The sequence below is a fragment of the Streptomyces sp. NPDC008163 genome (genome assembly GCF_042956885.1).
GTDB lineage: Bacteria > Actinomycetota > Actinomycetes > Streptomycetales > Streptomycetaceae > Streptomyces > Streptomyces drozdowiczii_A.
Map to the genome: position 1 here is coordinate 158,328 of NZ_JBIBHG010000001.1, position 24,004 is coordinate 182,331.

Annotated in this window: 18 protein-coding genes; 15 read left to right on the top strand and 3 right to left on the bottom strand. The window is 70.3% G+C overall.

Features of this window, described 5'->3' with window-relative positions:
- Positions 1–6 precede the first annotated feature (6 nt).
- The 14 genes from ACFZAT_RS00775 to recQ all read left to right on the top strand — a co-directional run bounded on the left by ACFZAT_RS00775 (position 7) and on the right by recQ (position 17,872).
- Positions 7–561, top strand: a complete 555-nt coding sequence (locus ACFZAT_RS00775; RefSeq protein ID WP_073964532.1) for an NADH-quinone oxidoreductase subunit B family protein — start codon at positions 7–9, stop codon at positions 559–561.
- Positions 558–1,268 (top strand): NADH-quinone oxidoreductase subunit C, encoded by a 711-nt coding sequence (locus ACFZAT_RS00780; RefSeq protein ID WP_391258220.1) that lies wholly within the window; start codon positions 558–560, stop codon positions 1,266–1,268. The genes ACFZAT_RS00775 and ACFZAT_RS00780 overlap by 4 nt, the downstream gene beginning before the upstream one ends.
- Positions 1,268–2,590 carry an NADH-quinone oxidoreductase subunit D gene (locus tag ACFZAT_RS00785; RefSeq protein WP_365678776.1) on the top strand — a complete coding sequence of 441 codons (1,323 nt, stop codon included), beginning with the start codon at positions 1,268–1,270 and terminating at the stop codon, positions 2,588–2,590. Before ACFZAT_RS00780 ends, ACFZAT_RS00785 begins: the two co-directional genes overlap by 1 nt.
- Positions 2,591–2,619: 29 nt before the next feature.
- Complete coding sequence (nuoE, locus tag ACFZAT_RS00790) at positions 2,620–3,435, top strand: NADH-quinone oxidoreductase subunit NuoE (protein ID WP_391260139.1); 816 nt, start codon at positions 2,620–2,622, stop codon at positions 3,433–3,435.
- Positions 3,435–4,799: an NADH-quinone oxidoreductase subunit NuoF gene (nuoF, locus tag ACFZAT_RS00795; protein WP_383167719.1), complete on the top strand. Its 1,365-nt coding sequence runs from the start codon at positions 3,435–3,437 to the stop codon at positions 4,797–4,799. Before nuoE ends, nuoF begins: the two co-directional genes overlap by 1 nt.
- A complete protein-coding gene (locus tag ACFZAT_RS00800; RefSeq protein WP_391258223.1) occupies positions 4,796–7,303 on the top strand; it encodes an NADH-quinone oxidoreductase subunit G in 2,508 nt (835 codons plus the stop codon). The genes nuoF and ACFZAT_RS00800 overlap by 4 nt, the downstream gene beginning before the upstream one ends.
- Positions 7,300–8,703, top strand: coding sequence for an NADH-quinone oxidoreductase subunit NuoH (gene nuoH / locus ACFZAT_RS00805; protein WP_391258225.1), 1,404 nt, complete (start codon positions 7,300–7,302; stop codon positions 8,701–8,703). The genes ACFZAT_RS00800 and nuoH overlap by 4 nt, the downstream gene beginning before the upstream one ends.
- Positions 8,696–9,391 carry an NADH-quinone oxidoreductase subunit NuoI gene (nuoI, locus tag ACFZAT_RS00810; protein WP_391258228.1) on the top strand — a complete coding sequence of 232 codons (696 nt, stop codon included), beginning with the start codon at positions 8,696–8,698 and terminating at the stop codon, positions 9,389–9,391. Before nuoH ends, nuoI begins: the two co-directional genes overlap by 8 nt.
- Positions 9,388–10,215: an NADH-quinone oxidoreductase subunit J gene (locus ACFZAT_RS00815; RefSeq protein ID WP_391258229.1), complete on the top strand. Its 828-nt coding sequence runs from the start codon at positions 9,388–9,390 to the stop codon at positions 10,213–10,215. The genes nuoI and ACFZAT_RS00815 overlap by 4 nt, the downstream gene beginning before the upstream one ends.
- Positions 10,212–10,511 (top strand): NADH-quinone oxidoreductase subunit NuoK, encoded by a 300-nt coding sequence (gene nuoK / locus ACFZAT_RS00820; protein ID WP_018101339.1) that lies wholly within the window; start codon positions 10,212–10,214, stop codon positions 10,509–10,511. The genes ACFZAT_RS00815 and nuoK overlap by 4 nt, the downstream gene beginning before the upstream one ends.
- A gap of 14 nt (positions 10,512–10,525) precedes the next feature.
- A complete protein-coding gene (gene nuoL / locus ACFZAT_RS00825; protein WP_391258232.1) occupies positions 10,526–12,421 on the top strand; it encodes an NADH-quinone oxidoreductase subunit L in 1,896 nt (631 codons plus the stop codon).
- A 4-nt stretch (positions 12,422–12,425) separates the two neighbouring features.
- Positions 12,426–13,997 carry an NADH-quinone oxidoreductase subunit M gene (locus tag ACFZAT_RS00830; RefSeq protein ID WP_391258235.1) on the top strand — a complete coding sequence of 524 codons (1,572 nt, stop codon included), beginning with the start codon at positions 12,426–12,428 and terminating at the stop codon, positions 13,995–13,997.
- Complete coding sequence (gene nuoN / locus ACFZAT_RS00835) at positions 13,994–15,658, top strand: NADH-quinone oxidoreductase subunit NuoN (protein ID WP_391258238.1); 1,665 nt, start codon at positions 13,994–13,996, stop codon at positions 15,656–15,658. Before ACFZAT_RS00830 ends, nuoN begins: the two co-directional genes overlap by 4 nt.
- 168 nt (positions 15,659–15,826) lie before the next feature.
- Positions 15,827–17,872: a DNA helicase RecQ gene (recQ, locus tag ACFZAT_RS00840; RefSeq protein WP_391260142.1), complete on the top strand. Its 2,046-nt coding sequence runs from the start codon at positions 15,827–15,829 to the stop codon at positions 17,870–17,872.
- A 12-nt stretch (positions 17,873–17,884) separates the two neighbouring features.
- Here the strand turns inward: recQ and fahA are convergent, their stop codons facing one another.
- The 3 genes from fahA to ACFZAT_RS00855 all read right to left on the bottom strand — a co-directional run bounded on the left by fahA (position 17,885) and on the right by ACFZAT_RS00855 (position 22,781).
- Positions 17,885–19,117, bottom strand: coding sequence for a fumarylacetoacetase (gene fahA, locus ACFZAT_RS00845; protein ID WP_391258241.1), 1,233 nt, complete (start codon positions 19,115–19,117; stop codon positions 17,885–17,887).
- A gap of 160 nt (positions 19,118–19,277) precedes the next feature.
- Positions 19,278–21,272 carry a CocE/NonD family hydrolase gene (locus ACFZAT_RS00850; RefSeq protein WP_391258244.1) on the bottom strand — a complete coding sequence of 665 codons (1,995 nt, stop codon included), beginning with the start codon at positions 21,270–21,272 and terminating at the stop codon, positions 19,278–19,280.
- A 9-nt stretch (positions 21,273–21,281) separates the two neighbouring features.
- Positions 21,282–22,781, bottom strand: coding sequence for an oligopeptide:H+ symporter (locus ACFZAT_RS00855; RefSeq protein ID WP_391258247.1), 1,500 nt, complete (start codon positions 22,779–22,781; stop codon positions 21,282–21,284).
- A gap of 156 nt (positions 22,782–22,937) precedes the next feature.
- Between ACFZAT_RS00855 and ACFZAT_RS00860 the strand changes: the two genes are divergently transcribed.
- Positions 22,938–23,948, top strand: a complete 1,011-nt coding sequence (locus tag ACFZAT_RS00860) for a polyprenyl synthetase family protein (protein ID WP_391258250.1) — start codon at positions 22,938–22,940, stop codon at positions 23,946–23,948.
- Positions 23,949–24,004 lie beyond the last annotated feature (56 nt).

Here is a 24,004-nt window from a genome sequence, read left to right on the forward strand (position 1 = left end):
CACACCATGGGACTCGAAGAGAAGCTGCCGAGCGGCTTCGTTCTGACCACCGTCGAGCAGGCGGCCGGCTGGGTGCGGAAGTCCTCCGTCTTCCCGGCGACCTTCGGCCTCGCCTGTTGCGCCATCGAGATGATGACCACCGGGGCAGGCCGTTACGACCTGGCCCGTTTCGGCATGGAGGTCTTCCGCGGTTCGCCGCGGCAGGCGGACCTGATGATCGTGGCCGGCCGGGTGAGCCAGAAGATGGCCCCCGTCCTGCGGCAGGTCTACGACCAGATGCCGAACCCCAAGTGGGTCATCTCCATGGGGGTTTGCGCATCATCGGGCGGGATGTTCAACAATTACGCCATTGTTCAGGGTGTCGATCACATTGTCCCGGTTGATATTTATTTGCCGGGCTGCCCGCCGCGGCCCGAGATGCTGATGGACGCGATCCTCAAGCTGCACCAGAAGATCCAGGGCTCCAAGCTCGGGGTCAACGCCGAGGAAGCCGCCCGCGAGGCGGAGGAAGCGGCGCTCAACGCCCTGCCCCTCATCGAGATGAAGGGGCTCCTGCGATGAGCGACGAGCAGAACGGCTCCGCCGTCCCCGCCCCGCGCGACGAGCACGGCGAGGTCATCGGCGTACGGAGGGGCATGTTCGGCGCCGACAACGGCGGCGACACCTCCGGCTACGGCGGCCTCGTCCGCACGGTCGCCCTCCCCGGCGCCTCCTCCCGCCCCTACGGCGGCTGGTTCGACGAGGTCGCCGACGAGCTCGAAGGCGCCCTGGAGGAGCAGGACCTCCTCCCCGAGAACGCCATCGAGAAGACGGTGGTCGACCGGGACGAGCTGACCTTCCACGTCGCCCGCGAGCACCTGGTCACCGTGGCCAAGACCCTGCGCGACGACCCGGCGCTCCGCTTCGAGCTGTGCACCGGCGTCAGCGGCGTCCACTTCCCCGGCGACAAGGGCCGCGAACTGCACGCGGTCTACCACCTGCGCTCGATCACCCACGGCCGGCTGATCCGCCTGGAGGTCTCCACGCCGGACGACGACCGGCATCTGCCCTCGCTGGTTCCGGTCTACCCGACCAACGACTGGCACGAGCGCGAGGCGTACGACTTCTTCGGGCTCGTCTTCGACGGGCACCCCGCCCTCACCCGGATCATGATGCCGGACGACTGGCAGGGCTTCCCGCAGCGCAAGGACTACCCGCTCGGCGGCATCCCCGTCGAGTACAAGGGCGCCCAGATCCCGGCTCCGGACCAGCGGAGGTCGTACTCCTGATGACCACTCCCCACGCGACGCCCCGCGCCACCACCGAGGGGACCGTATATACGGTCACCGGCGGCGACTGGGACGAGATCGTCGAGAACGCCGCCGCCTCCGACGACGAGCGCATCATCGTCAACATGGGCCCGCAGCACCCGTCCACGCACGGCGTGCTCCGGCTCATCCTGGAGATCGACGGCGAGACCGTCACCGAGGCCCGCTGCGGCATCGGCTACCTCCACACCGGCATCGAGAAGAACCTCGAATTCCGCAGCTGGACGCAGGGCACCACCTTCGTCACGCGCATGGACTACCTGACGCCGTTCTTCAACGAGACGGCGTACTGCCTGGGCGTCGAGAAGCTGCTCGGCATCGAGGACCAGATCCCCGACCGGGCCAGCGTGCTGCGCGTGCTCCTGATGGAGCTCAACCGGCTCTCCTCGCACCTGGTGTGCATCGCCACCGGCGGCATGGAGCTCGGCGCCACCACGATCATGATCTACGGCTTCCGCGACCGGGAGCTGGTGCTCGACCTCTTCGAGCTGATCACCGGGCTCCGCATGAACCACGCGTTCATCCGCCCCGGCGGCCTCGCCCAGGACCTGCCCCCGGGCGCGGTCGACCAGCTGCGCGAGTTCGTGAAGACCATGAAGAAGAACCTGCCGGAGTACGACGCGCTCGCCACCGGCAACCCCATCTTCAAGGCCCGCATGCAGGACGTCGGCTACCTCGACCTCACCGGCTGCATGGCCCTCGGCGCCACCGGCCCGATCCTGCGCTCGGCGGGCCTCCCGCACGACCTGCGCAAGACCGACCCGTACTGCGGCTACGAGACCTACGACTTCGAGGTCCCCACCGCCGACAGCTGCGACGCCTACGGCCGCTTCCTCATCCGCCTGGAGGAGATGCGCCAGTCGCTGCGGATCATCGAGCAGTGCATCGACCGGCTCGAACCCGGACCGGTCATGGTCGCCGACAAGAAGATCGCCTGGCCCGCGCAGCTCGCGCTCGGCCCGGACGGCCTCGGCAACTCGCTGGACCACATCAAGAAGATCATGGGCACCTCCATGGAGGCCCTGATCCACCACTTCAAGCTGGTGACCGAGGGCTTCCGGGTCCCCGTCGGACAGGCGTACACCGCCGTCGAGTCCCCCAAGGGCGAACTCGGCGTGCACGTCGTCTCGGACGGCGGAACCCGCCCCTACCGGGTCCACTTCCGCGACCCGTCCTTCACCAATCTCCAGGCCATGGCGGCGATGTGCGAGGGCGGCCAGGTCGCCGACGTCATCGTCGCCGTCGCATCCATCGACCCCGTGATGGGAGGCGTCGACCGGTGACCGAAGCACGTCAGGAAGTCAGTCTGGGGATGCCGCAGCTCCCCGCCCCCGCCTACCCGGCCGAGGTGCGCGCCAGGCTCGAAGCGGATGCGAAGGAGGTGATCGCCCGCTACCCCGGCAGCCGCTCCGCACTGCTGCCGCTGCTGCACCTCGTGCAGTCCGAGGAGGGATACGTCTCGCGTACGGGCATGGCCTTCTGCGCCGAGATGCTCGACCTCACCACCGCCGAGGTCACCGCGGTCGCCACCTTCTACACGATGTACCGGCGCAAGCCGAGCGGCGACTACCAGGTCGGCGTCTGCACCAACACGCTCTGCGCGGTGATGGGCGGCGACGCGATCTTCGACCGGCTCAAGGAGCACCTCGGCGTCGGCAACGACGAGACGACCCAGGACGGCAAGGTGACGCTCGAACACATCGAGTGCAACGCCGCCTGCGACTTCGCGCCCGTCGTGATGGTCAACTGGGAGTTCTTCGACAACCAGACCCCGGAGAGCGCCACCCAGCTGGTGGACGACCTCATCGCCGGCCGCACCGTCGAGCCCACCCGCGGCGCGCCCCTGTGCACGTACAAGGAGACCGCGCGCATCCTCGCCGGCTTCCCCGACGAGCGCCCCGGCGCCGTCGAGGCCACCGGCGGCGCCGGCCACGCCTCGCTCATCGGCCTCAAGCTGGCCAAGGGCGAGGCCGCGCCGAAGGCCCGCGTGGTGAGCCCGCGCGGCGAGGCGCCCAGCGACCAGCCGCAGAAGGGCGCCGAGCACCTCAGCTCCCACGACGCGCCGCAGCAGACCTCGGCATCCGACCCGGACCACCCGGCCGGACCCGCAGCCGAGGAGGGGGAGTGATGACGTTGGCCACCGAGCTCGATCACAACGGGACCAGCCCCGAGAAGCTGCTCGCGCCCGTCCTGTCCGCCTTCTGGGACCAGCCGGAGTCCTGGACCCTGGACACCTACCGCCGCCACGAGGGGTACGAGGGACTGCGCAAGGCCCTCACCATGTCCCCGGACGACCTCATCGCGTACGTCAAGGACTCCGGTCTGCGCGGACGCGGCGGCGCCGGCTTCCCCACCGGCATGAAGTGGCAGTTCATCCCGCAGGGCGACGGCAAGCCGCACTACCTCGTCGTCAACGCCGACGAGTCGGAGCCGGGGACCTGCAAGGACATCCCGCTCCTCTTCGCCAACCCGCACAGCCTCATCGAGGGCATCGTGATCGCCTGTTACGCGATCCGGTCGTCGCACGCGTTCATCTATCTGCGCGGTGAGGTCGTCCCCGTGCTGCGACGGTTGCACGAGGCCGTTCGAGAGGCGTACGAGGCGGGATATCTGGGGACGAACATCCTGGGTTCAGGGCTCGATCTGGAACTCACGGTGCACGCGGGCGCCGGTGCGTACATCTGTGGTGAGGAAACCGCGCTGCTCGACTCTCTCGAAGGACGGCGTGGCCAGCCCCGGCTGCGGCCCCCCTTCCCTGCGGTCGCCGGTCTGTACGCCTGCCCCACTGTGGTGAACAACGTCGAGTCCATCGCCTCGGTTCCCGCGATCCTGAACAAGGGCAAGGACTGGTTCAAGTCGATGGGCAGCGAGAAGTCCCCGGGCTTCACGCTCTACTCGCTCAGCGGCCACGTCGCCGGCCCCGGCCAGTACGAGGCGCCGCTCGGGATCACGCTGCGCCAGCTGCTCGACATGAGCGGCGGCATGCGCCCAGGCCACCGCCTCAAGTTCTGGACCCCCGGCGGCTCCTCCACACCGATGTTCACCGACGAACACCTCGACGTGCCCCTCGACTACGAGGGCGTCGGCGCGGCCGGGTCCATGCTCGGCACCAAGGCGCTCCAGTGCTTCGACGAGACGACCTGCGTGGTGCGGGCCGTCACCCGCTGGACCGAGTTCTACGCGCACGAGTCCTGCGGCAAGTGCACCCCCTGCCGCGAGGGCACCTACTGGCTCGTCCAGCTGCTCCGCGACATCGAGGCCGGCAAGGGCCAGATGTCCGACCTGGACAAGCTCAACGACATCGCCGACAACATCAACGGCAAGTCGTTCTGCGCCCTCGGCGACGGCGCCGCCTCGCCGATCTTCTCCTCGCTGAAGTACTTCCGCGAGGAGTACGAGCAGCACATCACCGGCAAGGGCTGCCCCTTCGATCCCGCCAAGTCGACCCTCTGGGCCGACGACAAGAACGCTCACCAGGGGGTGAACGCATGACAGTCACCACGAGTGCGCCCTCCGGGGGCGGCGAAGCGGCGATCCCGCCGGAGGACCTGGTCACGCTGACCATCGACGGCATCGAGATCAGCGTGCCCAAGGGCACCCTGGTCATCCGCGCCGCCGAACTCCTCGGCATCGAGATCCCCCGGTTCTGCGACCACCCCCTCCTCGACCCGGCCGGCGCCTGCCGCCAGTGCATCGTCGAGGTCGAGGGCCAGCGCAAGCCGATGGCGTCCTGCACCATCACCTGCACCGACGGCATGGTCGTCAAGTCGCAGATCACCTCGCCGGTCGCCGACAAGGCGCAGCGCGGTGTGATGGAGCTGCTGCTCATCAACCACCCGCTGGACTGCCCGGTCTGCGACAAGGGCGGCGAGTGCCCGCTGCAGAACCAGGCGATGTCGCACGGCGACTCCGACTCCCGCTTCGACGGCAGGAAGCGGACGTACGAGAAGCCCGTGCCGATCTCCACCCAGGTGCTGCTGGACCGTGAGCGCTGCGTGCTCTGCGCGCGCTGCACCCGCTTCTCCAACCAGGTGGCCGGCGACCCGATGATCGAGCTGATCGAGCGCGGCGCGCTCCAGCAGGTCGGCACCGGCGAGGGCGACCCGTTCCAGTCGTACTTCTCCGGGAACACCATCCAGATCTGCCCGGTCGGGGCGCTGACCTCGGCGGCGTACCGATTCCGCTCCCGCCCCTTCGACCTCGTGTCGACGCCGTCCGTGTGCGAGCACTGCGCCGGCGGCTGCGCCACCCGCACCGACCACCGGCGCGGCAAGGTCATGCGCCGCCTCGCGGCCAACGAGCCCGAGGTCAACGAGGAGTGGCTCTGCGACAAGGGCCGCTTCGGCTTCCGCTACGTGCAGCAGCGCGACCGCCTCACCACCCCGCTCGTCCGGGGCGGGTCCGGCGAGCTGGAACCGGCGAGCTGGCCCGAGGCGCTGGCCGCCGCGGCCGAGGGGCTGTCCGCAGCGCGCGGCCGGACCGGCGTCCTCACCGGCGGCCGGCTGACCGTCGAGGACGCCTACGCGTACAGCAAGTTCGCGCGGATCGCCCTGAACACCAACGACATCGACTTCCGGGCCCGGGTCCACAGCGACGAGGAGGCCGACTTCCTGGCCTCGCGCGTCGCCGGGCGCGGCAAGGACCTGGACGGCTCCGGTGTCACCTACACCTCGCTGGAGAAGGCGCCGGCCGTGCTGCTGGTCGGGTTCGAGTCGGAGGAGGAGGCCCCCGGGGTCTTCCTGCGGCTGCGCAAGGCCCACCGCAAGCACGGCCAGCGCACCTTCTCCGTCGCCTCGCACGCCACCCGGGGCCTGGCGAAGGCCGGGGGCGCGCTGCTTCCCGCCGCACCCGGCACCGAGACCGAGTGGCTGGACGCCGTCGCGGGCGGGGTCGGCCTGGAGGGCGAAGGGGCCGCCGCGGCCGAGGCCCTGCGCGCCGAGGGCGCGCTGATCGTGGTCGGCGAGCGGCTGGCCGGGGTGCCCGGCGGGCTGACCGCCGCGGTCCGGGCCGCGACCGCGACCGGGGCCCGGCTGGTGTGGATCCCGCGCCGGGCGGGCGAACGCGGTGCGGTGGAGGCGGGCGCGCTCCCGTCGCTGCTGCCCGGCGGCCGCCCGGCCACCGACCCGCGCGCCCGGGACGAGGTCGCCGCCGCGTGGGGCGTCGCCGAACTCCCGTCCCGCTTCGGCCGCGACACCGGCCAGATCGTCGAGGCCGCGGCCACCGGCGAGCTGGGCGCGCTGGTCGTCGCCGGTGTCGGGACCGAGGACCTGCCGGACCCGGCGCGGGCCCTGGAGGCCCTGGACCGGGTCGGCTTCCTGGTCTCCTTCGAGCTCCGCCCGAGCGAGGTCACCGACCGCGCCGATGTGGTGTTCCCGGTGGCCGCGGTCGCCGAGAAGTCGGGGACCTTCCTCAACTGGGAGGGCCGGGCGCGGATGTTCGAGGCCGCGCTGAAGCCCGACCAGATGACCCGGAACCTCGCCCCGAACGACGCCCGCGTCCTGCACATGCTGGCCGACGCCATGGACGTCCACTTCGCGCTGCCGGACCTGAAGTCCGCCCGCCGCGAGCTGGACCGCCTCGGCGGCTGGCAGGGCGGGTACGCGGACGAGCCGCGCGTCTCCGCGCAGCCGCTGCCCCGGCCCGGCGACGGCGAGGCGATCCTGGCCGGCCACCGGATGCTGCTCGACCTGGGCCGCCTCCAGGAGGGCGACACCGCGCTCGCCGGGACCCGGCACGAGGCGGTGGCCCGGCTCTCGGCCGCCACGGCGGCGGAGACCGGGGTCAAGGACGGCGACCTGCTCGCGGTGTCCGGCCCGGCGGGCGGCGTCGAACTCCCGCTCCGGGTCACCGACATGCCGGACCGCGTGGTCTGGGTGCCGCTGAACTCGGCCGGGCGGGGCGTGCCGGCCACGACCGGGGCCCGCCCCGGCGGCCTGGTCCGGATCGGCCCCGCCGCTGCCGGTACTCCCGACGTCACACCGGAGGTGCGGGCGTGACCGCCTTCGCTCAACTGGCCGCGGCACCGCACGGTTCGGTGCTCGCCGCCGAGGACCTGTCGATGTTCGGCAACGACCCCTGGTGGCTCGTCGTCATCAAGGCCGTCTTCTGCTTCGCGTTCCTGATGGTGACCGTGCTCTTCTCCATCGTGTGGGAGCGCAAGGTCGTCGCCTGGATGCAGCTGCGCATCGGCCCCAACCGGCACGGCCCCTGGGGCATGCTCCAGTCGCTCGCCGACGGCATCAAGCTGATGCTCAAGGAAGACGTCATCGTCAAGCGCGCGGACAAGGTCGTCTACGTCCTCGCGCCGATCGTCGCCGCCATCCCCGCGTTCATGGCCATCGCGGTGATCCCCTTCGGCCCCTCGGACAACGAGGTCTCGATCTTCGGTCACCGTACGGCGATGCAGCTCACCGACCTGCCGATCGCGATGCTGTACATCCTCGCGGTCGCCTCGGTCGGCATCTACGGCATCGTGCTGGCCGGCTGGTCGTCCGGGTCGACGTACCCGCTGCTCGGCGGGCTCCGTTCGTGCGCGCAGATGATCTCGTACGAGATCGCGATGGGCGCGGCTTTCGCCTCGGTGTTCCTCTACTCCGGGTCGATGTCGACGTCGAAGATCGTGGAGGCGCAGCAGGACCGCTGGTTCATCATCCTGCTGCCGGTCTCCTTCATCATCTACATCGTCACGATGGTCGGCGAGACCAACCGCGCCCCGTTCGACATGCCGGAGTCCGAGGGCGACCTCGTCGGCGGCTTCAACACCGAGTACTCGTCGATCAAGTTCGCGATGTTCATGCTCGCCGAGTACGTCAACATGGTCACCGTCTCCGCCGTCTCCACGACCCTGTTCCTGGGCGGCTGGCGGGCCCCGTGGCCGATCAGCACCTTCTGGGAGGGCGCGAACCACGGCTGGTGGCCGATGCTCTGGTTCGTCGTCAAGGTCCAGCTGCTGCTGTTCTTCTTCATCTGGCTGCGCGGCACGCTGCCCCGCGTCCGCTACGACCAGCTGATGAAGCTCGGCTGGAAGGTCCTGATCCCGGTCTCCGTCGTCTGGCTGATGCTGGTCGCGACCGTACGGGCGCTGCGCAACGAGGGCTACGACTTCTCGAAGATCCTGCTCTACGTGGCGGGTGCCGTGATCGCGGTGCTGCTGATCTCCTTCGTCGCCGACATCTTCCGCGACAAGAAGGACAAGGCCGCCGCCGAACAGGCCGGGCCCGAGCCGGCGTTCGACCCGATGGCGGGCGGATTCCCGGTGCCGCCGCTGCCCGGACAGACCCTGCCGCCGGTGCCCCGGCGCCGGCCGCGTCGCGAGCGGGAGCTCGTTGTCAGTGGCGGGATGGATACTCAGAGTGACGGAAGTCCGAGTGACGGAAAGGAGGCCGACGGTGTCTGAACTGCCTGATGCGCCGGGGTCCAGGAGGCCGGCGACATCCACCGGCCCGACGGGGTCGACGGCGTCGCAGTCCTCCCAGTCCTCGGAGGACAAGTTCCACAACCCGGTGGCCGGCTTCGGCGTGACCTTCAAGGCCATGTTCAAGAAGCGGCTGACCGAGCAGTATCCGGAGACGCCGAAGGTGACGGCGCCCCGCTTCCACGGCCGCCACCAGCTCAACCGCCATCCGGACGGGCTGGAGAAGTGCGTCGGCTGCGAGCTGTGCGCCTGGGCCTGTCCCGCCGACGCGATCTACGTGGAGGGCGCGGACAACACCGAGGAGGAGCGCTACTCCCCGGGTGAGCGCTACGGCCGCGTCTACCAGATCAACTACGCGCGCTGCATCCTCTGCGGACTGTGCATCGAGGCGTGCCCGACCCGGGCGCTCACGATGACCAATGAGTTCGAGCTCGCCAACACCACCCGCGAGAGCCTCATCTACACCAAGGACGAGCTGCTCGCGGGCCTGGAGGAAGGCATGGTCGACAGCCCGCACGCGATCTTCCCCGGCATGGACGAGCAGGACTACTACCGGGGCCTGGTCACCGAGGCCGCCCCCGGTACGGAGCGTCAGCTCGCCGTCTCCAAGGGCGAGAAGCCGGACGACGAGGCCCGGGGCAACGGCGCTTCGCAGGAGGTGGGCGCATGAGCGGCCTGGCCGCAGCGGCCTCGCAGACCTCGACCGGCGAGGCGTTCCAGTTCTGGGTGCTCGGGACGGTCGCCGTGATCGGCGCCCTGTCCACCGTGCTCATGAAGAAGGCCGTGCACAGCGCGCTGAGCCTCGCCGGGACGATGATCATCCTCGCGGTGTTCTACCTCGCCAACGGCGCGTACTTCCTCGGCATCGTCCAGATCGTCGTCTACACCGGCGCGATCATGATGCTGTTCCTCTTCGTGGTCATGCTCGTCGGCGTCACGGCGGCGGACTCGCTGAAGGAGACGATCAAGGGCCAGCGCTGGCTGGCCGCCGGATGCGGCATCGGCTTCGGTGTCCTCCTGATCGCCGGTATCGGCAACGCCTCGCTGAAGAGCTTCAACGGCCTGGGCACCGCCAACACCGTGCACGGCGGAAACGTGGAGGGGCTCGCCAGCCTCATCTTCACCAAGTACGTCTTCGCCTTCGAGATCACCGGCGCCCTGCTGATCACCGCGACCGTCGGCGCGATGGTGCTCACGCACCGCGAGCGCACCGAACGGGCCAAGACCCAGCGGGAGATGTCCGAGGACCGCGTGCGGAGCAACCACCTCCCGCCGCTGCCCGCCCCCGGCGTCTACGCCCGGCACAACGCGGTGGACATCGCGGGCCTGCTCCCCGACGGCACCCCGTCCGAGCTGACCGTCATGAACACGCTGCGCAAGCGCGGCCAGATGCGTGACGTGTCCCAGGAATCACTGGCCGGCCTCAAGGCACTGGAGCAGCGCTCCGGTGAGCGGCTGGGCCGGGACACCGAAGAAGAGGAGGTCGCCAAGTGAATCCGGTCAACTACCTCTATCTCGCCGCCCTGCTGTTCACCATCGGCGCGGCCGGGGTCCTGATCCGGCGGAACGCGATCGTGGTGTTCATGTGCGTCGAGCTGATGCTCAACGCCTGCAACCTCGCGTTCGTGACCTTCTCCCGGATGCACGGCAACCTCGACGGCCAGATCATCGCCTTCTTCACGATGGTCGTCGCCGCCGCGGAGGTCGTGGTCGGGCTCGCGATCATCGTGTCGCTGTTCCGTTCCCGCCACTCGGCCTCGGTCGATGACGCCAGCCTGATGAAGCTGTAAGGGGCGTTTGCACTGTGGAGAACCTGATTGCGCTGCTCGTCGCGGCGCCCCTGCTCGGAGCGGCGGTGCTGCTGTGCGGCGGCCGGCGCCTCGACCGTGCCGGGCACTGGCTCGGCACCCTGCTCGCCGCCGCCTCGTTCGTCGTGGCCGTGGTGCTCTTCACCGACATGCTGGGGAAGGGCGCCGAGGACCGGGCGCTGCACCAGAAGCTGTTCAGCTGGATCCCGGTCGAGGGCTTCCAGGCCGATGTGGCCTTCCAGCTCGACCAGCTGTCGATGACGTTCGTCCTCCTGATCACCGGTGTGGGCACGCTGATCCACATCTACTCGATCGGCTACATGGAGCACGACGAGCGCCGGCGCCGCTTCTTCGGCTACCTGAATCTGTTCCTGGCGGCGATGCTGATCCTGGTCATCGCCGACAACTACCTGCTGCTGTACGTCGGCTGGGAGGGCGTGGGCCTCGCCTCGTACCTGCTCATCGGCTTCTGGCAGCACAAGCCCAGCGCGGCGACCGCCGCCAAGAAGGCGTTCCTGGTCAACCGCGTCGGCGACATGGGCCTGTCGATCGCGATCATGCTGATGTTCACCACCTTCGGCACGTTCGCGTACGGACCCGTCCTGGAGGCGACCGGCGAGACGAGCGAGGGCAAGCTGACGGCGATCGGCCTGATGCTGCTGCTGGCCGCCTGCGGCAAGTCCGCCCAGGTGCCGCTCCAGTCCTGGCTCGGTGACGCGATGGAGGGCCCGACCCCGGTCTCCGCCCTCATCCACGCCGCGACCATGGTCACCGCCGGTGTCTACCTGATCGTCCGCTCCGGAGCGATCTTCAACGCCGCCCCGGACGCCCAGACGGTCGTCGTGGTCGTCGGCGCGGTCACGCTGCTGTTCGGTGCGATCGTCGGTTGCGCGAAGGACGACATCAAGAAGGCCCTCGCCGGCTCCACGATGTCGCAGATCGGCTACATGATCCTGGCCGCCGGGCTCGGCCCCATCGGCTACGTCTTCGCGATCATGCACCTGGTGACGCACGGCTTCTTCAAGGCCGGGCTCTTCCTCGGCGCCGGTTCGGTCATGCACGGCATGAACGACGAGGTGGACATGCGGAAGTTCGGCGGCCTGCGGAAGTACATGCCGGTCACCTTCGTCACCTTCGGCCTCGGCTACCTCGCGATCATCGGCTTCCCCGGCCTCTCCGGCTTCTTCTCCAAGGACAAGATCATCGAGGCGGCGTTCGCCAAGGGCGGCACCGAGGGCTGGATCCTCGGCTCCGTGGCCCTGCTCGGCGCCGCGATCACCGCGTTCTACATGACGCGCGTGATGATCATGACCTTCTTCGGCGAGAAGCGCTGGCAGCCCGACACCGAGGGCCACGAGCCGCACCCGCACGAGTCCCCGAAGTCCATGACGATCCCGATGATCGTGCTGGCCTTCGGCTCGGTCTTCGCCGGTGGCTTCTTCTCGATCGGCGACCGCTTCCTGCACTGGCTGGAGCCGGTCACCGGCCACGACCACGGGGACGCCCCGATCGGCGCGTCCACCGTCACCGCGGCCACCATGGTCGCGCTCGTCATCGGGGTCGCCATCGCCTGGGGGATGTACGGCCGCAAGCCGGTGCCGGTGGCCGCCCCGCGCGGCTCCCTGCTCACCCGGGCCGCGCGCCGCGATCTCCTCCAGGACGACTTCAACCACGTGGTCCTGGTCCGGGGCGGCGAGCACCTGACGCGCTCCCTGGTCTACGTGGACCACACCCTGGTCGACGGCGTCGTCAACGGCACGGCCGCGTCCATGGGCGGGCTCTCCGGCCGGCTGCGCAAGCTGCAGAACGGCTACGCCCGCTCCTACGCGGTCTCGATGTTCGGCGGTACGGCGGTTCTCATCGCCGCGACCCTGCTGATGAGGGCGGTCTGATCACATGTCCTTTCCCCTCCTGACAGCGACGGCGGCGCTCCCGGCGATCGGCGCGGTGGCCACCGCCGCCGTCCCGGCCGCCCGGCGCACCACCGCCAAATGGCTGGCGCTGCTCTTCTCGCTGGCCACGCTGGTCCTGGCGGGCATCGCGCTCGCCCGCTTCGAGCCCGGCGGCGACCGCTTCCAGCTCACCGAATCGCACGCCTGGATCAAGGACTTCGGCGTCCGCTACGAGCTGGGCGTCGACGGCATCGGGGTGGCGCTCATGGCGCTCACCGCCCTGCTGATCCCGTTCGTCATCCTGGCCGGCTGGCACGACGCCGACCCCCTGGAGACGAACTCCTCGCGCTGGCGCCCGACCCAGGGCTTCTTCGCCCTGATCCTGATGGTCGAAGCGATGGTGATCCTCTCCTTCGAGGCCACCGACGTCTTCCTCTTCTACATCCTGTTCGAAGCCATGCTCATCCCGATGTACTTCCTCATCGGCGGCTTCGGGGACCGGGCGCACACCGGCAGCGACGAGAACGCGGCGGCGCAGCGCTCGTACGCGGCGGTGAAGTTCCTCCTCTACAACCTGGTCGGCGGCCTCATCATGCTGGCCGCGGTGATCGGCCTGTACGTGGTGGCCGGCTCGTTCTCGCTCTCCGAGATCGCCGAGGCCCGGGCCAACGGCACGTTCTCGATGGCGACCGGTACCGAGCGGTGGCTGTTCCTCGGGTTCTTCTTCGCCTTCGCGGTGAAGGCCCCGCTCTGGCCGCTGCACACCTGGCTGCCCAACGCCATGGGTGAGGCGACCGCCCCGGTCGCCGTGCTGATCACCGCCGTGGTCGACAAGGTCGGCACCTTCGCGATGCTCCGCTTCTGCCTCCAGCTCTTCCCGGAGGCCAGCAAGTGGGCGACGCCGGTGATCCTGGTCCTGGCACTGATCAGCATCGTGTACGGGGCGCTGCTCGCGGTCGGCCAGCGCGACATCAAGCGGCTGATCGCCTACGCGTCCATCTCGCACTTCGGCTTCATCATCCTGGGCATCTTCGCGATGACCAGCCAGGGCCAGTCCGGCGCGACGCTGTACATGGTCAACCACGGCATCTCGACGGCCGCGCTGATGCTGGTCGCGGGCTTCCTGATCAGCCGGCGCGGCTCGCGCCTCATCGCCGACTACGGCGGGGTGCAGAAGGTGGCCCCGGTCCTGGCCGGCACCTTCCTGATCGGTGGCCTGGCCACGCTGTCGCTGCCGGGGCTCGCCCCGTTCGTCAGCGAATTCCTGGTCCTGGTCGGCGCGTTCGCCGCGTATCCGGCGGTCGGCATCATCGCCACCACCGGCATCGTGCTCGCCGCGATCTACGTCCTGGTCCTCTACCAGCGCACCATGACCGGCCCGGTCAAGGCCGAGGTGCAGGGCATGGCGGACCTCAAGGCCCGTGAGCTCGTGGTGGTCGTCCCGCTGATCGCGCTGCTGCTCTTCCTCGGTGTCTACCCGAAGCCGCTGACGGACATCGTCAACCCGGCGGTGCGGCACACCATGTCGGACGTACAGAAGAAGGACCCCCAGCCCGAGGTGGAGGCCGCCAAGTGAGCGCAACAGCTGTCCACAGCCTGTGGACGACGGCGAGCGGGGTGACATCCGCCGCTCCGGACGAGAAGTTCAAGGCCCCGATCATCGAGTACACCCAGCTGACCCCGGTCCTGATCGTGATCGGCGTCGCCGTCCTCGGTGTCCTGGTCGAGGCGTTCGTGCCGCGCCGGGCCCGGTACCACACGCAGGTCTTCCTGACCGTCGTCGCGCTGGTCGCCGCGTTCGCCGCGGTGGTCGGCCTCGCGGCCGGCGGTTACGGGACGACCAAGGCGCACATCGCCGCGATGGGTGCCATCGCGGTCGACGGACCGGCGCTGTTCCTCCAGGGCGTCATCCTGCTGACGTCCCTGGTCGCGGTCTTCACATTCGCCGAACGGCGGCTCGACCCCGAGTCGCACGGAAACAGGGTCGACTCCTTCGCGGCACAGGCCGCGTCGGTGCCCGGCAGCGACAGCGAGAAGGCCGCGGTCAAGGCCGGGTTCACCACCACCGAGGTCTTCCCGCTCGTCCTCTTCTCGGTGGCGGGCATGCTGGTCTTCCCGGCGGCCAACGACCTGCTGACGCTGTTCGTGGCCCTGGAGGTCTTCTCCCTCCCGCTGTACCTCCTGTGCGCCGTCGCCCGCCGCAAGCGGCTGATGTCGCAGGAGTCGGCCGTGAAGTACTTCCTGCTCGGCGCGTTCTCCTCGGCGTTCCTGCTCTTCGGGATCGCCCTCCTCTACGGGTACGCGGGCTCCGTCTCGTACGCCCAGATCGCCACCGTGGTCGACGGCTCGATCCAGAAGATCGACCCGGCGCTCGCCGACACCATGGGCAACGACGCGCTGCTGCTCATCGGCGGCGCGATGATCCTGACCGGCCTGCTCTTCAAGGTCGGCGCCGTCCCGTTCCACATGTGGACCCCGGACGTCTACCAGGGCGCCCCGACCCCGGTCACCGGCTTCATGGCCGCGGCCACGAAGGTCGCCGCGTTCGGCGCGCTGCTGCGTCTGCTGTACGTGGTGCTGCCCGGGCTCACCTGGGACCTGCGGCCGGTCATGTGGGGCGTCGCCATCGTCACGATGGTGGGCGGTGCGGTCGTCGCGATCACCCAGACCGACATCAAGCGGCTGCTGGCCTACTCCTCGATCGCGCACGCCGGGTTCATCCTGGCCGGTGTGATCGCGGCCACCCCCGACGGCATCTCGTCCGTCCTCTTCTACCTCGGCACGTACTCCTTCGTGACGGTCGGCGCCTTCGCCGTCGTCACGCTGGTGCGGGACGCGGGCGGCGAGGCGACGCACCTGTCGAAGTGGGCCGGGCTGGGCAGGCGCTCGCCGCTGGTCGCCGCGGTCTTCGCGGTGTTCCTGCTCGCCTTCGCCGGTATCCCGCTGACCTCGGGATTCTCCGGGAAGTTCGCGGTGTTCAAGGCGGCGGCGGACGGCGGCGCGGGCGGCCTGGTCGTGGTCGGTGTGATCTCCTCGGCGATCGCCGCGTTCTTCTACATCCGGGTCATCGTGCTGATGTTCTTCAGCGAGCCGAAGGCGGACGGCCCCACGGTCGCCGTCCCGTCCCCGCTGACGATGACCACCATCGCGATCGGCGTGGCCGTGACCGTGGTCCTGGGTGTGGCCCCGCAGTACTTCCTGGACCTGGCGGGCCAGGCGGGGACGTTCGTGAGGTAGCCGGAAACGGCTGTACGGCAACGCCGGACGGGCTTGGCATTCCCCAGGGGAAGTCAAGCCCGTCCGGCGTTGTCGGAGGGGGCGCCTATGGTGGCAGGGGAAGAGCGCTGGGACGCAGCGGGAGCGGTATCGGGGGACAGAGCGATGAGCGGGACGGGCGTGACGGGCATGACCACGGATCTGAGCACGGGCGGGACCACCGCCGCGGCCGAGAGCGAGGCGCGGCGCACCCTGCACCGCGTCTTCGGTTACGAGGCGTTCCGCGGTGAGCAGGAGGCGATCGTCGACCACGTGGTGGCCGGCGGAGACGCCGTCGTGCTCATGCCCACCGGTGGCGGCAAGTCCCTCTGCTACCAGATCCCGGCCCTGGTCCGGCGGGGCACCGGCATCGTGATCTCCCCGCTGATCGCCCTCATGCAGGACCAGGTCGACGCGCTGCGGGCGCTCGGCGTGCGGGCCGGCTTCATCAACTCCACGCAGGACTTCGACGAGCGCCGCTCGATGGAGGCCCAGTTCGTGGCAGGCGAGCTGGACCTGCTCTACCTCGCCCCGGAGCGGCTGCGGCTGGACTCCACGCTCTCCCTGCTGTCCCGGGGCGAGATCTCCGTCTTCGCCATCGACGAGGCGCACTGCGTCGCCCAGTGGGGCCACGACTTCCGCCCGGATTACCTGGCCCTGTCGGTGCTCGGCGAGCGCTGGCCGGACGTGCCGCGCATCGCCCTGACGGCCACCGCGACGGACGCGACGCACCGGGAGATCACCCAGCGGCTCGGCATGCCCGACGCCAAGCACTTCGTCGCCAGCTTCGACCGGCCCAACATCCAGTACCGGATCGTGGGCAAGGCCGACCCGAAGAAGCAGCTGCTCGCCTTCCTCAAGGAGGAGCACGCCGGGGACGCGGGCATCGTCTACTGCCTCTCCCGGGCGTCCACGGAGAAGACCGCCGAATTCCTCTGCCGCAACGGCATCGAGGCCGTCCCGTACCACGCGGGGCTCGACGCCGGGACGCGCGCGGCCCACCAGTCCCGCTTCCTGCGCGAGGAGGGCCTGGTCGTCGTCGCGACGATCGCCTTCGGCATGGGCATCGACAAGCCGGACGTCCGCTTCGTCGCCCACCTGGACCTCCCGAAGTCCGTCGAGGGGTACTACCAGGAGACCGGCCGGGCCGGCCGCGACGGCGCCCCGTCCACGGCGTGGATGGCGTACGGCCTCCAGGACGTCGTCCAGCAGCGCAAGCTCATCCAGGGCGGCGAGGGCGACGAGGCGTTCCGCCGCCGGGCCGCCTCGCACCTGGACTCGATGCTCGCCCTGTGCGAGACGGCCCAGTGCCGCCGCGCCCAGCTCCTGACGTACTTCGGCCAGGAGCCCACGGCCACCTCCTGCGGCAACTGCGACACCTGCCTCACCCCGCCGGAGACGTGGGACGGCACGGTGTCCGCCCAGAAGCTGCTGTCCACGGTGGTCCGGCTGAAGCGGGAGCGCGGCCAGAAGTTCGGCGCGGGCCAGATCATCGACATCCTGCTCGGCCGCCGCACGGCCAAGGTCATCCAGTTCGACCACGACCAGCTGTCGGTCTTCGGCATCGGCGAGGACCTCTCCGAGGCGGAGTGGCGCGGCGTGGTCCGCCAGCTCCTCGCCCAGGGCCTGATCGCCGTCGAGGGCGAGTACGGCACGCTGGTCCTCACGGAGGCGAGCGGCGCGGTCCTGGGCCGCGAGCGCGAGGTCCAGCTCCGCAAGGAGCCGAAGAAGCCGACCGACTCCCGGTCCTCGTCGCCTGCCCGGGGCGAGCGCAAGCCGAAGGCGGCGGCCGCCGCCGACCTCCCCGGGACAGCCGTCCCCGTCTTCGAGGCCCTGCGTGCCTGGCGAGCCGCCCAGGCCAAGGAACTGGGCCTCCCGGCGTACGTGATCTTCCACGACGCCACGCTCCGCGAGATCGCCACGATCCGCCCGACGACGCTGGGGGAGCTGGGCGGCATCAGCGGCCTGGGCGAGAAGAAGCTCGCGACGTACGGCGAGGGCGTGCTGGAGGTCCTGTCGGGCCTGGACACGCCCGAGGCCCCGGCGGCCGACGACACCCCGGACGCCCCGGCCGCCGCCCCGGAGACCCCGCCCGGGCCCGCCCGGCCGAAGCCGGCCCGGACGGCCCCGCCCGCCTCCGCTTCCCACGACGACGCCGAGTTCGGCTGGGACGAGGAGCCCCCGGAGTACGAGTGAGACGGGCCCGCGTCAGTCCGTCGGCACGACCCGCCCGGAGACCTCGCCCAGGCCCACCCGGGTGCCGTCCGGCCCCGGCGCCCAGGCGGTGATCGTCACCGTGTCGCCGTCCTGCAGGAACGTGCGCTTGCCCTCGGGGAGTTCCAGCGGGTCGCGGCCGTTCCAGGTCAGCTCCAGCAGGCAGCCGCGCTGGGACGGTTCGGCACCGCTGACCGTGCCGGAGCCGAAGAGGTCGCCGGTGCGCAGCGAGGCGCCGTTGACCGTCATCTGGGCGAGCTGCTGGGCGGCCGTCCAGTACATCGTGGAGAACGGCGGCTCCGCGACGACGTGCCCGTTGACCGCGACGGAGATCCGCAGGTCGTAGCCGCCGGGCTCGTCCTCGTCCGCGTCGTCCAGATAGGGGAGCAGCGGGAGGTCGCGGGCGGGCGGGGCGGTGCGGGCGGCGTCCAGGGCCTCCAGCGGGGTGACCCAGGCGGAGACGGAGGTCGCGAAGGACTTGCCGAGGAACGGGCCGAGCGGGACGTACTCCCAGGCCTGGATGTCGCGCGCCGACCAGTCGTTGAGCAGCGAGAGCCCGAAGACGTGCTCGCGGAAGTCCGTGAGGGCCACGGGCCTGCCCTGCTCGGACGGGGTGCCGACGACGAAGCCGACCTCCGCCTCGATGTCGAGCTTCACGGAGGGGCCGAAGACGGGCGCCGGGTCGGCCGGTGCCTTGCGCTGGCCCGCCGGACGGACCACTTCGGTGCCGGAGACCACGACGGTCCCGGCGCGGCCGTGGTAACCGATCGGCAGGTGCTTCCAGTTGGGGGTGAGCGGTGCGTCGGCGTCGGGCCGGAAGATCTGGCCCACGTTGGTGGCGTGGTGCTCGCTCGCGTAGAAGTCCACGTAGTCGGCGACCTGGTACGGCAGATGGAGGGTGACCGCGTCCAGCGGGTGCAGCAGCGGCTCCATGTCCGCGCGGTGGGCGGGGACCGTGACCCAGGCGGTGAGCGCCCGGCGCACGTCGCGCCAGGCGGTGCGCCCGGCCGCGAGCAGGGCCATCAGGTCGGGCTGGGCCAGGAGTTGGGCGTACGGCGAACCGAGGGCGAGCGCGGCGGCCCCGGCGTCCAGGACGTGGTCGCCGATGCGGACGCCGACGCGCCGCTCGCCCGGGCGGTCGGGGGTGGAGAACACGCCGTACGGCAGGTTGTGCGGGCCGAAGGGGTCGCCCTCGGTCACATCGAGCGGACTGCTCTGCTCGGGCATCGTTCGCTGCCTCGCTTTCCGGGTCGCTTGGGGACAACGTTACGACCCCACCCGCGATTGTCAGCGGCGTCGCGGGTGAGGTCGTCACGTCGGGACGACTGCCGTACGGCAGTGCCCCAACCATCCCCAATGCCCTGGAAAGTACGCCTCGCTCGCGACGTCACCCGGACGTGCGCGGGATGCTCTTCTCCCAGGTCCGGTGGAAGACGACCTCGCCGCCCTCGGTGCAGACGACCTCGTTGACGGTGTGGAAGTCGTGCGCGTCGGCGGTGATCTCGGAGCGGGTGTCGATCTGCACGTCCCAGGCCATCTCCGGCCGGTGGAGCCGGATCGTCCAGTCGGACCGGGTCCGCGCGGAGAGCGGGTCGCCCTCGTGGATGGTGTACTTCTCCACCGCGTCCTCGGTGAATTCCAGCCCGTCCGGGTAGACGCGCGTGCCGCCGTAGCGCGGGTCCACCTCCATCCGCCACTCGCCCTCGGCCACATCGCGGACGACGAGCCGTTCCGGGCGCGGCGCGTCCAGCGTCTCCGGGTAGACCACACCGAGCGGTTCGGACTGCTCGGGTTCCTCGAAGCGGATGGCGGGGTCCTCGGTGTGCCGCCGGACCGGGAGTTCGACGAGGCTGCCGTCCGCCTCCAGGGTGAAGCCCGCCGAGCCCGCCTGCGGCCAGATCCAGGGCCAGTACGAGGACGAGACGGCGAGCCGGATGCGGTGGCCGGGCGGGAAGGTGTGCCCGATGCCGTTCAGCTCGAAGGTGACGTCCTCGGTGGCGCCGGGGGTCCAGTCCTCGGTGCGGTCCCGGCCGCCCCGGGCGGCGAGGTTGAGCGCGCCGCGCGTGACGAGGGTGGAGGAGCCGTCGGGGGCGACGTCGCAGAGCCGGGCGATGGCCTGGCCGCGCGGCACGTCCATGGTGATGCGGAGGCTCACCCGGGGTCTGCCCAGGATCTCGATCGGCGCGTCGGTCACCGGGAATTCGAAGCAGAGCGACTTGGCGTCCTCGTCGCGCTGGTCCGGCGGCAGGTCGGCGTCGTTGCCGAACGGGAAGAACCGTCCGGCGTCCAGCCCGGTCTGCTGCGGCGAGTGGACGATCTGCGGCCCGCCCTGGAGGGCGTACGCGACCGGGGTGACGTTCTCCGAGGGCCAGCTGGTCTCCCCGACCCACCGGCCGGGCAGCGTCTCGTACACCGTGGCGGGCGGGTGCGACTCGCTGATCCAGGACCGCAGCAGCGGCTCCTCCATCACCCCGGTGTCCTCGTCCTTCAGGTGCTGGTCCCACCAGCGCAGGGTCTCCTGGAGGAAGCCGATGCCCGGTCCGGGCGGCAGCCCCCGGTCGGGGTACTGGTGCGACCAGGGGCCGATGATCCCGCGCACCTTCGCCGGGTCCAGGTGCTCCACCAGCCGCAGGACGGTGTCGCGGTACGGGTCGTGCCAGCCGCCGACCGCGAGGACGTTCGCCTTGATCGCGGAGTAGTCCTCGCAGACGCTGCCGTGCTTCCAGTAGGCGTCGCGGGTCTGGTGGGAGAGCCAGGTGTGGATGAAGGGGTCCACGGCTTCGAGCCGGTCCAGCCACATCTGCCGCCAGTCGTCGCCGACGTCCGCCGGGTCGGGCGGCCGGCAGACGAAGGCGAGCATGGTCGCCGCCCAGGCGTGCATGTCCACGGCGAGGACCGAGCCGCCCATGTAGTGGACGTCGTTGTCGTAGCGGTCGTCCGCCGAGCAGACCGTGACGATCGCCTTCAGCGGCTCCGGGGCCAGCGCGGCGATCTGGAGCGAGTTGAAGCCGCCCCAGGAGATCCCGAACATGCCGACCCGGCCCGAGCACCACTCCTGCTGGGCCAGCCAGTGGACGACCGCGACCCCGTCGGCGAGCTCCGTCGCGTCGTACTCGTCGCCCGGCATGCCCTCGCTGTTGCCGTGGCCGCGCACGTCCACGCGGACGGAGGCGTAGCCGTGTCCGGCGTACCAGGGGTGGCGCTGCCAGTCACGCGGCGCGGTCCAGTCGCTCAGCCGGTACGGCAGGTACTCCAGCAGGGCGGGCACGGGTTCGTCCGTGACCGGCCGCCAGATCCGGGCGTACAGCTGGGTGCCGTCCGCCAGCGGGATGTAGAGGTCCTCGCGGGTCGTCTCGTACGGGAACGCGGTCTGGATGTGCATGGGCGTACCTCAGTGGACGGGGTGCATCGTGCGCCTGAGCCAGGGGGCGGCGGCGATGACGGCCACACCGGCCACCACCGCCACGGCGCCGTTGACACCGAAGTAGGCGGGGTTGGACACCTCGCCGTACAGCTTCACGATCTGGGCCTGGATGCCGTTGGCGAGGGCCAGCGAGAGGAACCAGAGGGCCATGGTCTGGCTGGCGAACGCCTGCGGGGCCAGCTTGGTCGTCGCCGACATGCCGGAGGTCTCCAGCAGGATGTCGCCGAGCCCGAGCAGCAGATAGGAGCCGACGATCCACCAGGCGGCCATCTTGTACGTGTCGCCGGTGTGCCCGGAGGTGGGCAGGACCATCAGCAGGAACGAGAGACCGCCGAGGATGACCCCGATCGCGATCTTGTTGGAGGCGTGCGGCTGGCGCGGCCCCATCCTCGCCCAGACGGCGGCGACCACCGGGGCGAGCAGCACCTCGAAGGCGCCGAGCGCGGAGGCGTACCAGCTCGCCGGGAAGTGGAAGCCGAAGATCTCCGTACGGGCGTTGGTCGACGCGAGCAGCATCATCGTCGAGTACGCCTGGAAGAGGATGAAGTTGAACACCACGGACGCCAGGAAGAGCACCACGTACGGGCGCAGCCTGCCGCGCTCCTCGGCGGTGACGCGGGGGCTGCGGAACATCACCACGAAGTAGACGACGGGCGCGATCACCGAGATCAGGGTGAGCACGTCCACGAACCGGTCCATGGTCAGCCAGCCCGCCAGGGCCAGCGCGGTCGCCACGACCGCCACCACCACGGCCCCGGCGACGATGAGCAGGACCGCCCGGCGCATGGGTCCGGGGGCCAGCGCGTATTCGGCGGCGTGCTTTCGCCCGGCCAGGTGACGGCGGCCCGCCACGTACTGGATGAGGCCCAGCGTCATGCCGAAGGCGGCGGCCGAGAAGCCCCAGTGCCAGCTCGCGTGGTCACCGAGCCAGCCGGTGATCAGCGGGCCGAGGAAGGCGCCGATGTTGATGCCCATGTAGTACAGGGCGAAGCCCGCGTCCCGGCGCTCGTCGTCGGTCCGGTAGAGCTTGCCGACCATCGTCGCCACATTCGGCTTCAGCAGGCCCGTACCGGCGCTGATCAGGCCGAGACCGACCCAGGTCATCGCGTTGGTGGGCACCGCCATGGCGTAGTGCCCGCAGGCGATCAGGATGCCGCCGTAGAGCACCGCCCGGTACGAGCCCAGGATGCGGTCGGCCAGCCAGCCTCCGGCCACGGAGACCAGATAGACGAGCGTGCCGTACGCGGCCGAGACGGAGGCGGCGGTACCGGCCTCCATGCCCATGCCGCCGTTGGCGACCGTGTCCGCGAAGTAGAGGACCAGGATCGCCTGCATGCCGAGGAACGAGAACCGTTCCCAGACCTCCAGGCCGGACAGGGTCATCAGACCCCGTGGCTGGCCGAAGAAGGCGTGGTCGTCGGCCGGGGGCGGCTGTGCCGGTTCGGTGTCTGCTGCTGTGTGGGACAAAGCGGCAACTCCTGATCGTATGAGCTGATCCCGAACATACCGGCGGTGGCGGGAAGGCGCCCACGGTGATCCAAAGGGGACCGGATACGCTGACTTGAGTGGTGACAACGACACATCGACATTCCGTGTGATCGTCAGCAGACAGGAGATCCCCTCGTGACCGTCGTCGGGCCGTTCGGACTGAGCGTGCGGGACCAGGCTCTTGAGGCCGGTGTCCAGGCCGGTTTGGCTGCTGTCGAGTCGGGCCTGCTCGATGCCACCAAGAGCGACGTGCCCTTCATCACGGAAGCCGCCCAGCACTTGGTGCGCGCGGGCGGCAAACGGTTCCGGCCGCTCCTCGCGATGCTCGCCGCCCAGTTCGGCGACGCCGACGCCCCGGGCGTGGTGCCCGCGGCCGTCGTGGTCGAGCTGACCCACCTCGCGACGCTGTACCACGACGACGTCATGGACGAGGCCGAAGTGCGGCGCGGGGTCGACAGCGCCAATTCCCGCTGGGGCAACTCGGTCGCCGTACTGACCGGCGACTTCCTGTTCGCCCGTGCCTCGCACATACTGGCCGACCTCGGCCCGGAGGCCGTCCGCATCCAGGCGGAGGCGTTCGAGCGCCTGGTCACCGGCCAGATCCTGGAGACCGCGGGCCCGCGCGACGGCCGCGACCCGGTCGACCACTACCTCGAAGTGATGCGCGGCAAGACCGGCTCCCTGATCGCCGTCGCCTGCCGGTTCGGGGCGCTGATGTCCGGCGCCGACGACACCGCGGTGGACATCCTCACCCAGTACGGTGAACGGCTCGGCGTGGCCTTCCAGCTCGCCGACGACGTCCTGGACATCGCGTCGGACTCCCACGAGTCCGGCAAGACCCCCGGCACGGACCTCCTGGAGGGCATCCCGACCCTCCCCGTCCTCCACCTCAGGGCGCAGGCCGCGGCGCACGGCAAGGCGGACGACCTGGCCCTGGTGGAGCTGCTCGACGGCGACCTCGGCGACCCGGACCGGCTCGCGGAGGCGCTGCGGCTGCTCCGCGCCCACCCGGCGCTCGCGCAGGCCCGCCGCGACACCGTGCGGTACGCCCAGGAGGCGCGGGCGGTGCTGAAGCCGCTCCCGGAGTGTTACGCGAAGCTCGCGCTGGAAGAGATGTGCGACGCGGTGGTCCACCGCGCCGGCTGACGGACCCCGGAGCCGGTGACCGCCCAACCCCTACTGGGCGGCGGAGAAATGGCGCT

Excerpts from the sequence above, each read along its gene's own strand:
- ACFZAT_RS00815 (WP_391258229.1), top strand. The coding sequence starts at position 9,388 with ATGAGCGGCCTGGCCGCAGCGGCCTCGCAGACCTCGACCGGCGAGGCG.
- ACFZAT_RS00850 (WP_391258244.1), bottom strand. The coding sequence starts at position 21,272 with ATGCACATCCAGACCGCGTTCCCGTACGAGACGACCCGCGAGGACCTC.
- nuoF (WP_383167719.1), top strand. The coding sequence starts at position 3,435 with ATGACGTTGGCCACCGAGCTCGATCACAACGGGACCAGCCCCGAGAAG.
- ACFZAT_RS00775 (WP_073964532.1), top strand. The coding sequence starts at position 7 with ATGGGACTCGAAGAGAAGCTGCCGAGCGGCTTCGTTCTGACCACCGTC.
- nuoE (WP_391260139.1), top strand. The coding sequence starts at position 2,620 with ATGCCGCAGCTCCCCGCCCCCGCCTACCCGGCCGAGGTGCGCGCCAGG.
- recQ (WP_391260142.1), top strand. The coding sequence starts at position 15,827 with ATGACCACGGATCTGAGCACGGGCGGGACCACCGCCGCGGCCGAGAGC.
- ACFZAT_RS00800 (WP_391258223.1), top strand. The coding sequence starts at position 4,796 with ATGACAGTCACCACGAGTGCGCCCTCCGGGGGCGGCGAAGCGGCGATC.
- ACFZAT_RS00830 (WP_391258235.1), top strand. The coding sequence starts at position 12,426 with ATGTCCTTTCCCCTCCTGACAGCGACGGCGGCGCTCCCGGCGATCGGC.
- fahA (WP_391258241.1), bottom strand. The coding sequence starts at position 19,117 with ATGCCCGAGCAGAGCAGTCCGCTCGATGTGACCGAGGGCGACCCCTTC.
- ACFZAT_RS00785 (WP_365678776.1), top strand. The coding sequence starts at position 1,268 with ATGACCACTCCCCACGCGACGCCCCGCGCCACCACCGAGGGGACCGTA.
- ACFZAT_RS00780 (WP_391258220.1), top strand. The coding sequence starts at position 558 with ATGAGCGACGAGCAGAACGGCTCCGCCGTCCCCGCCCCGCGCGACGAG.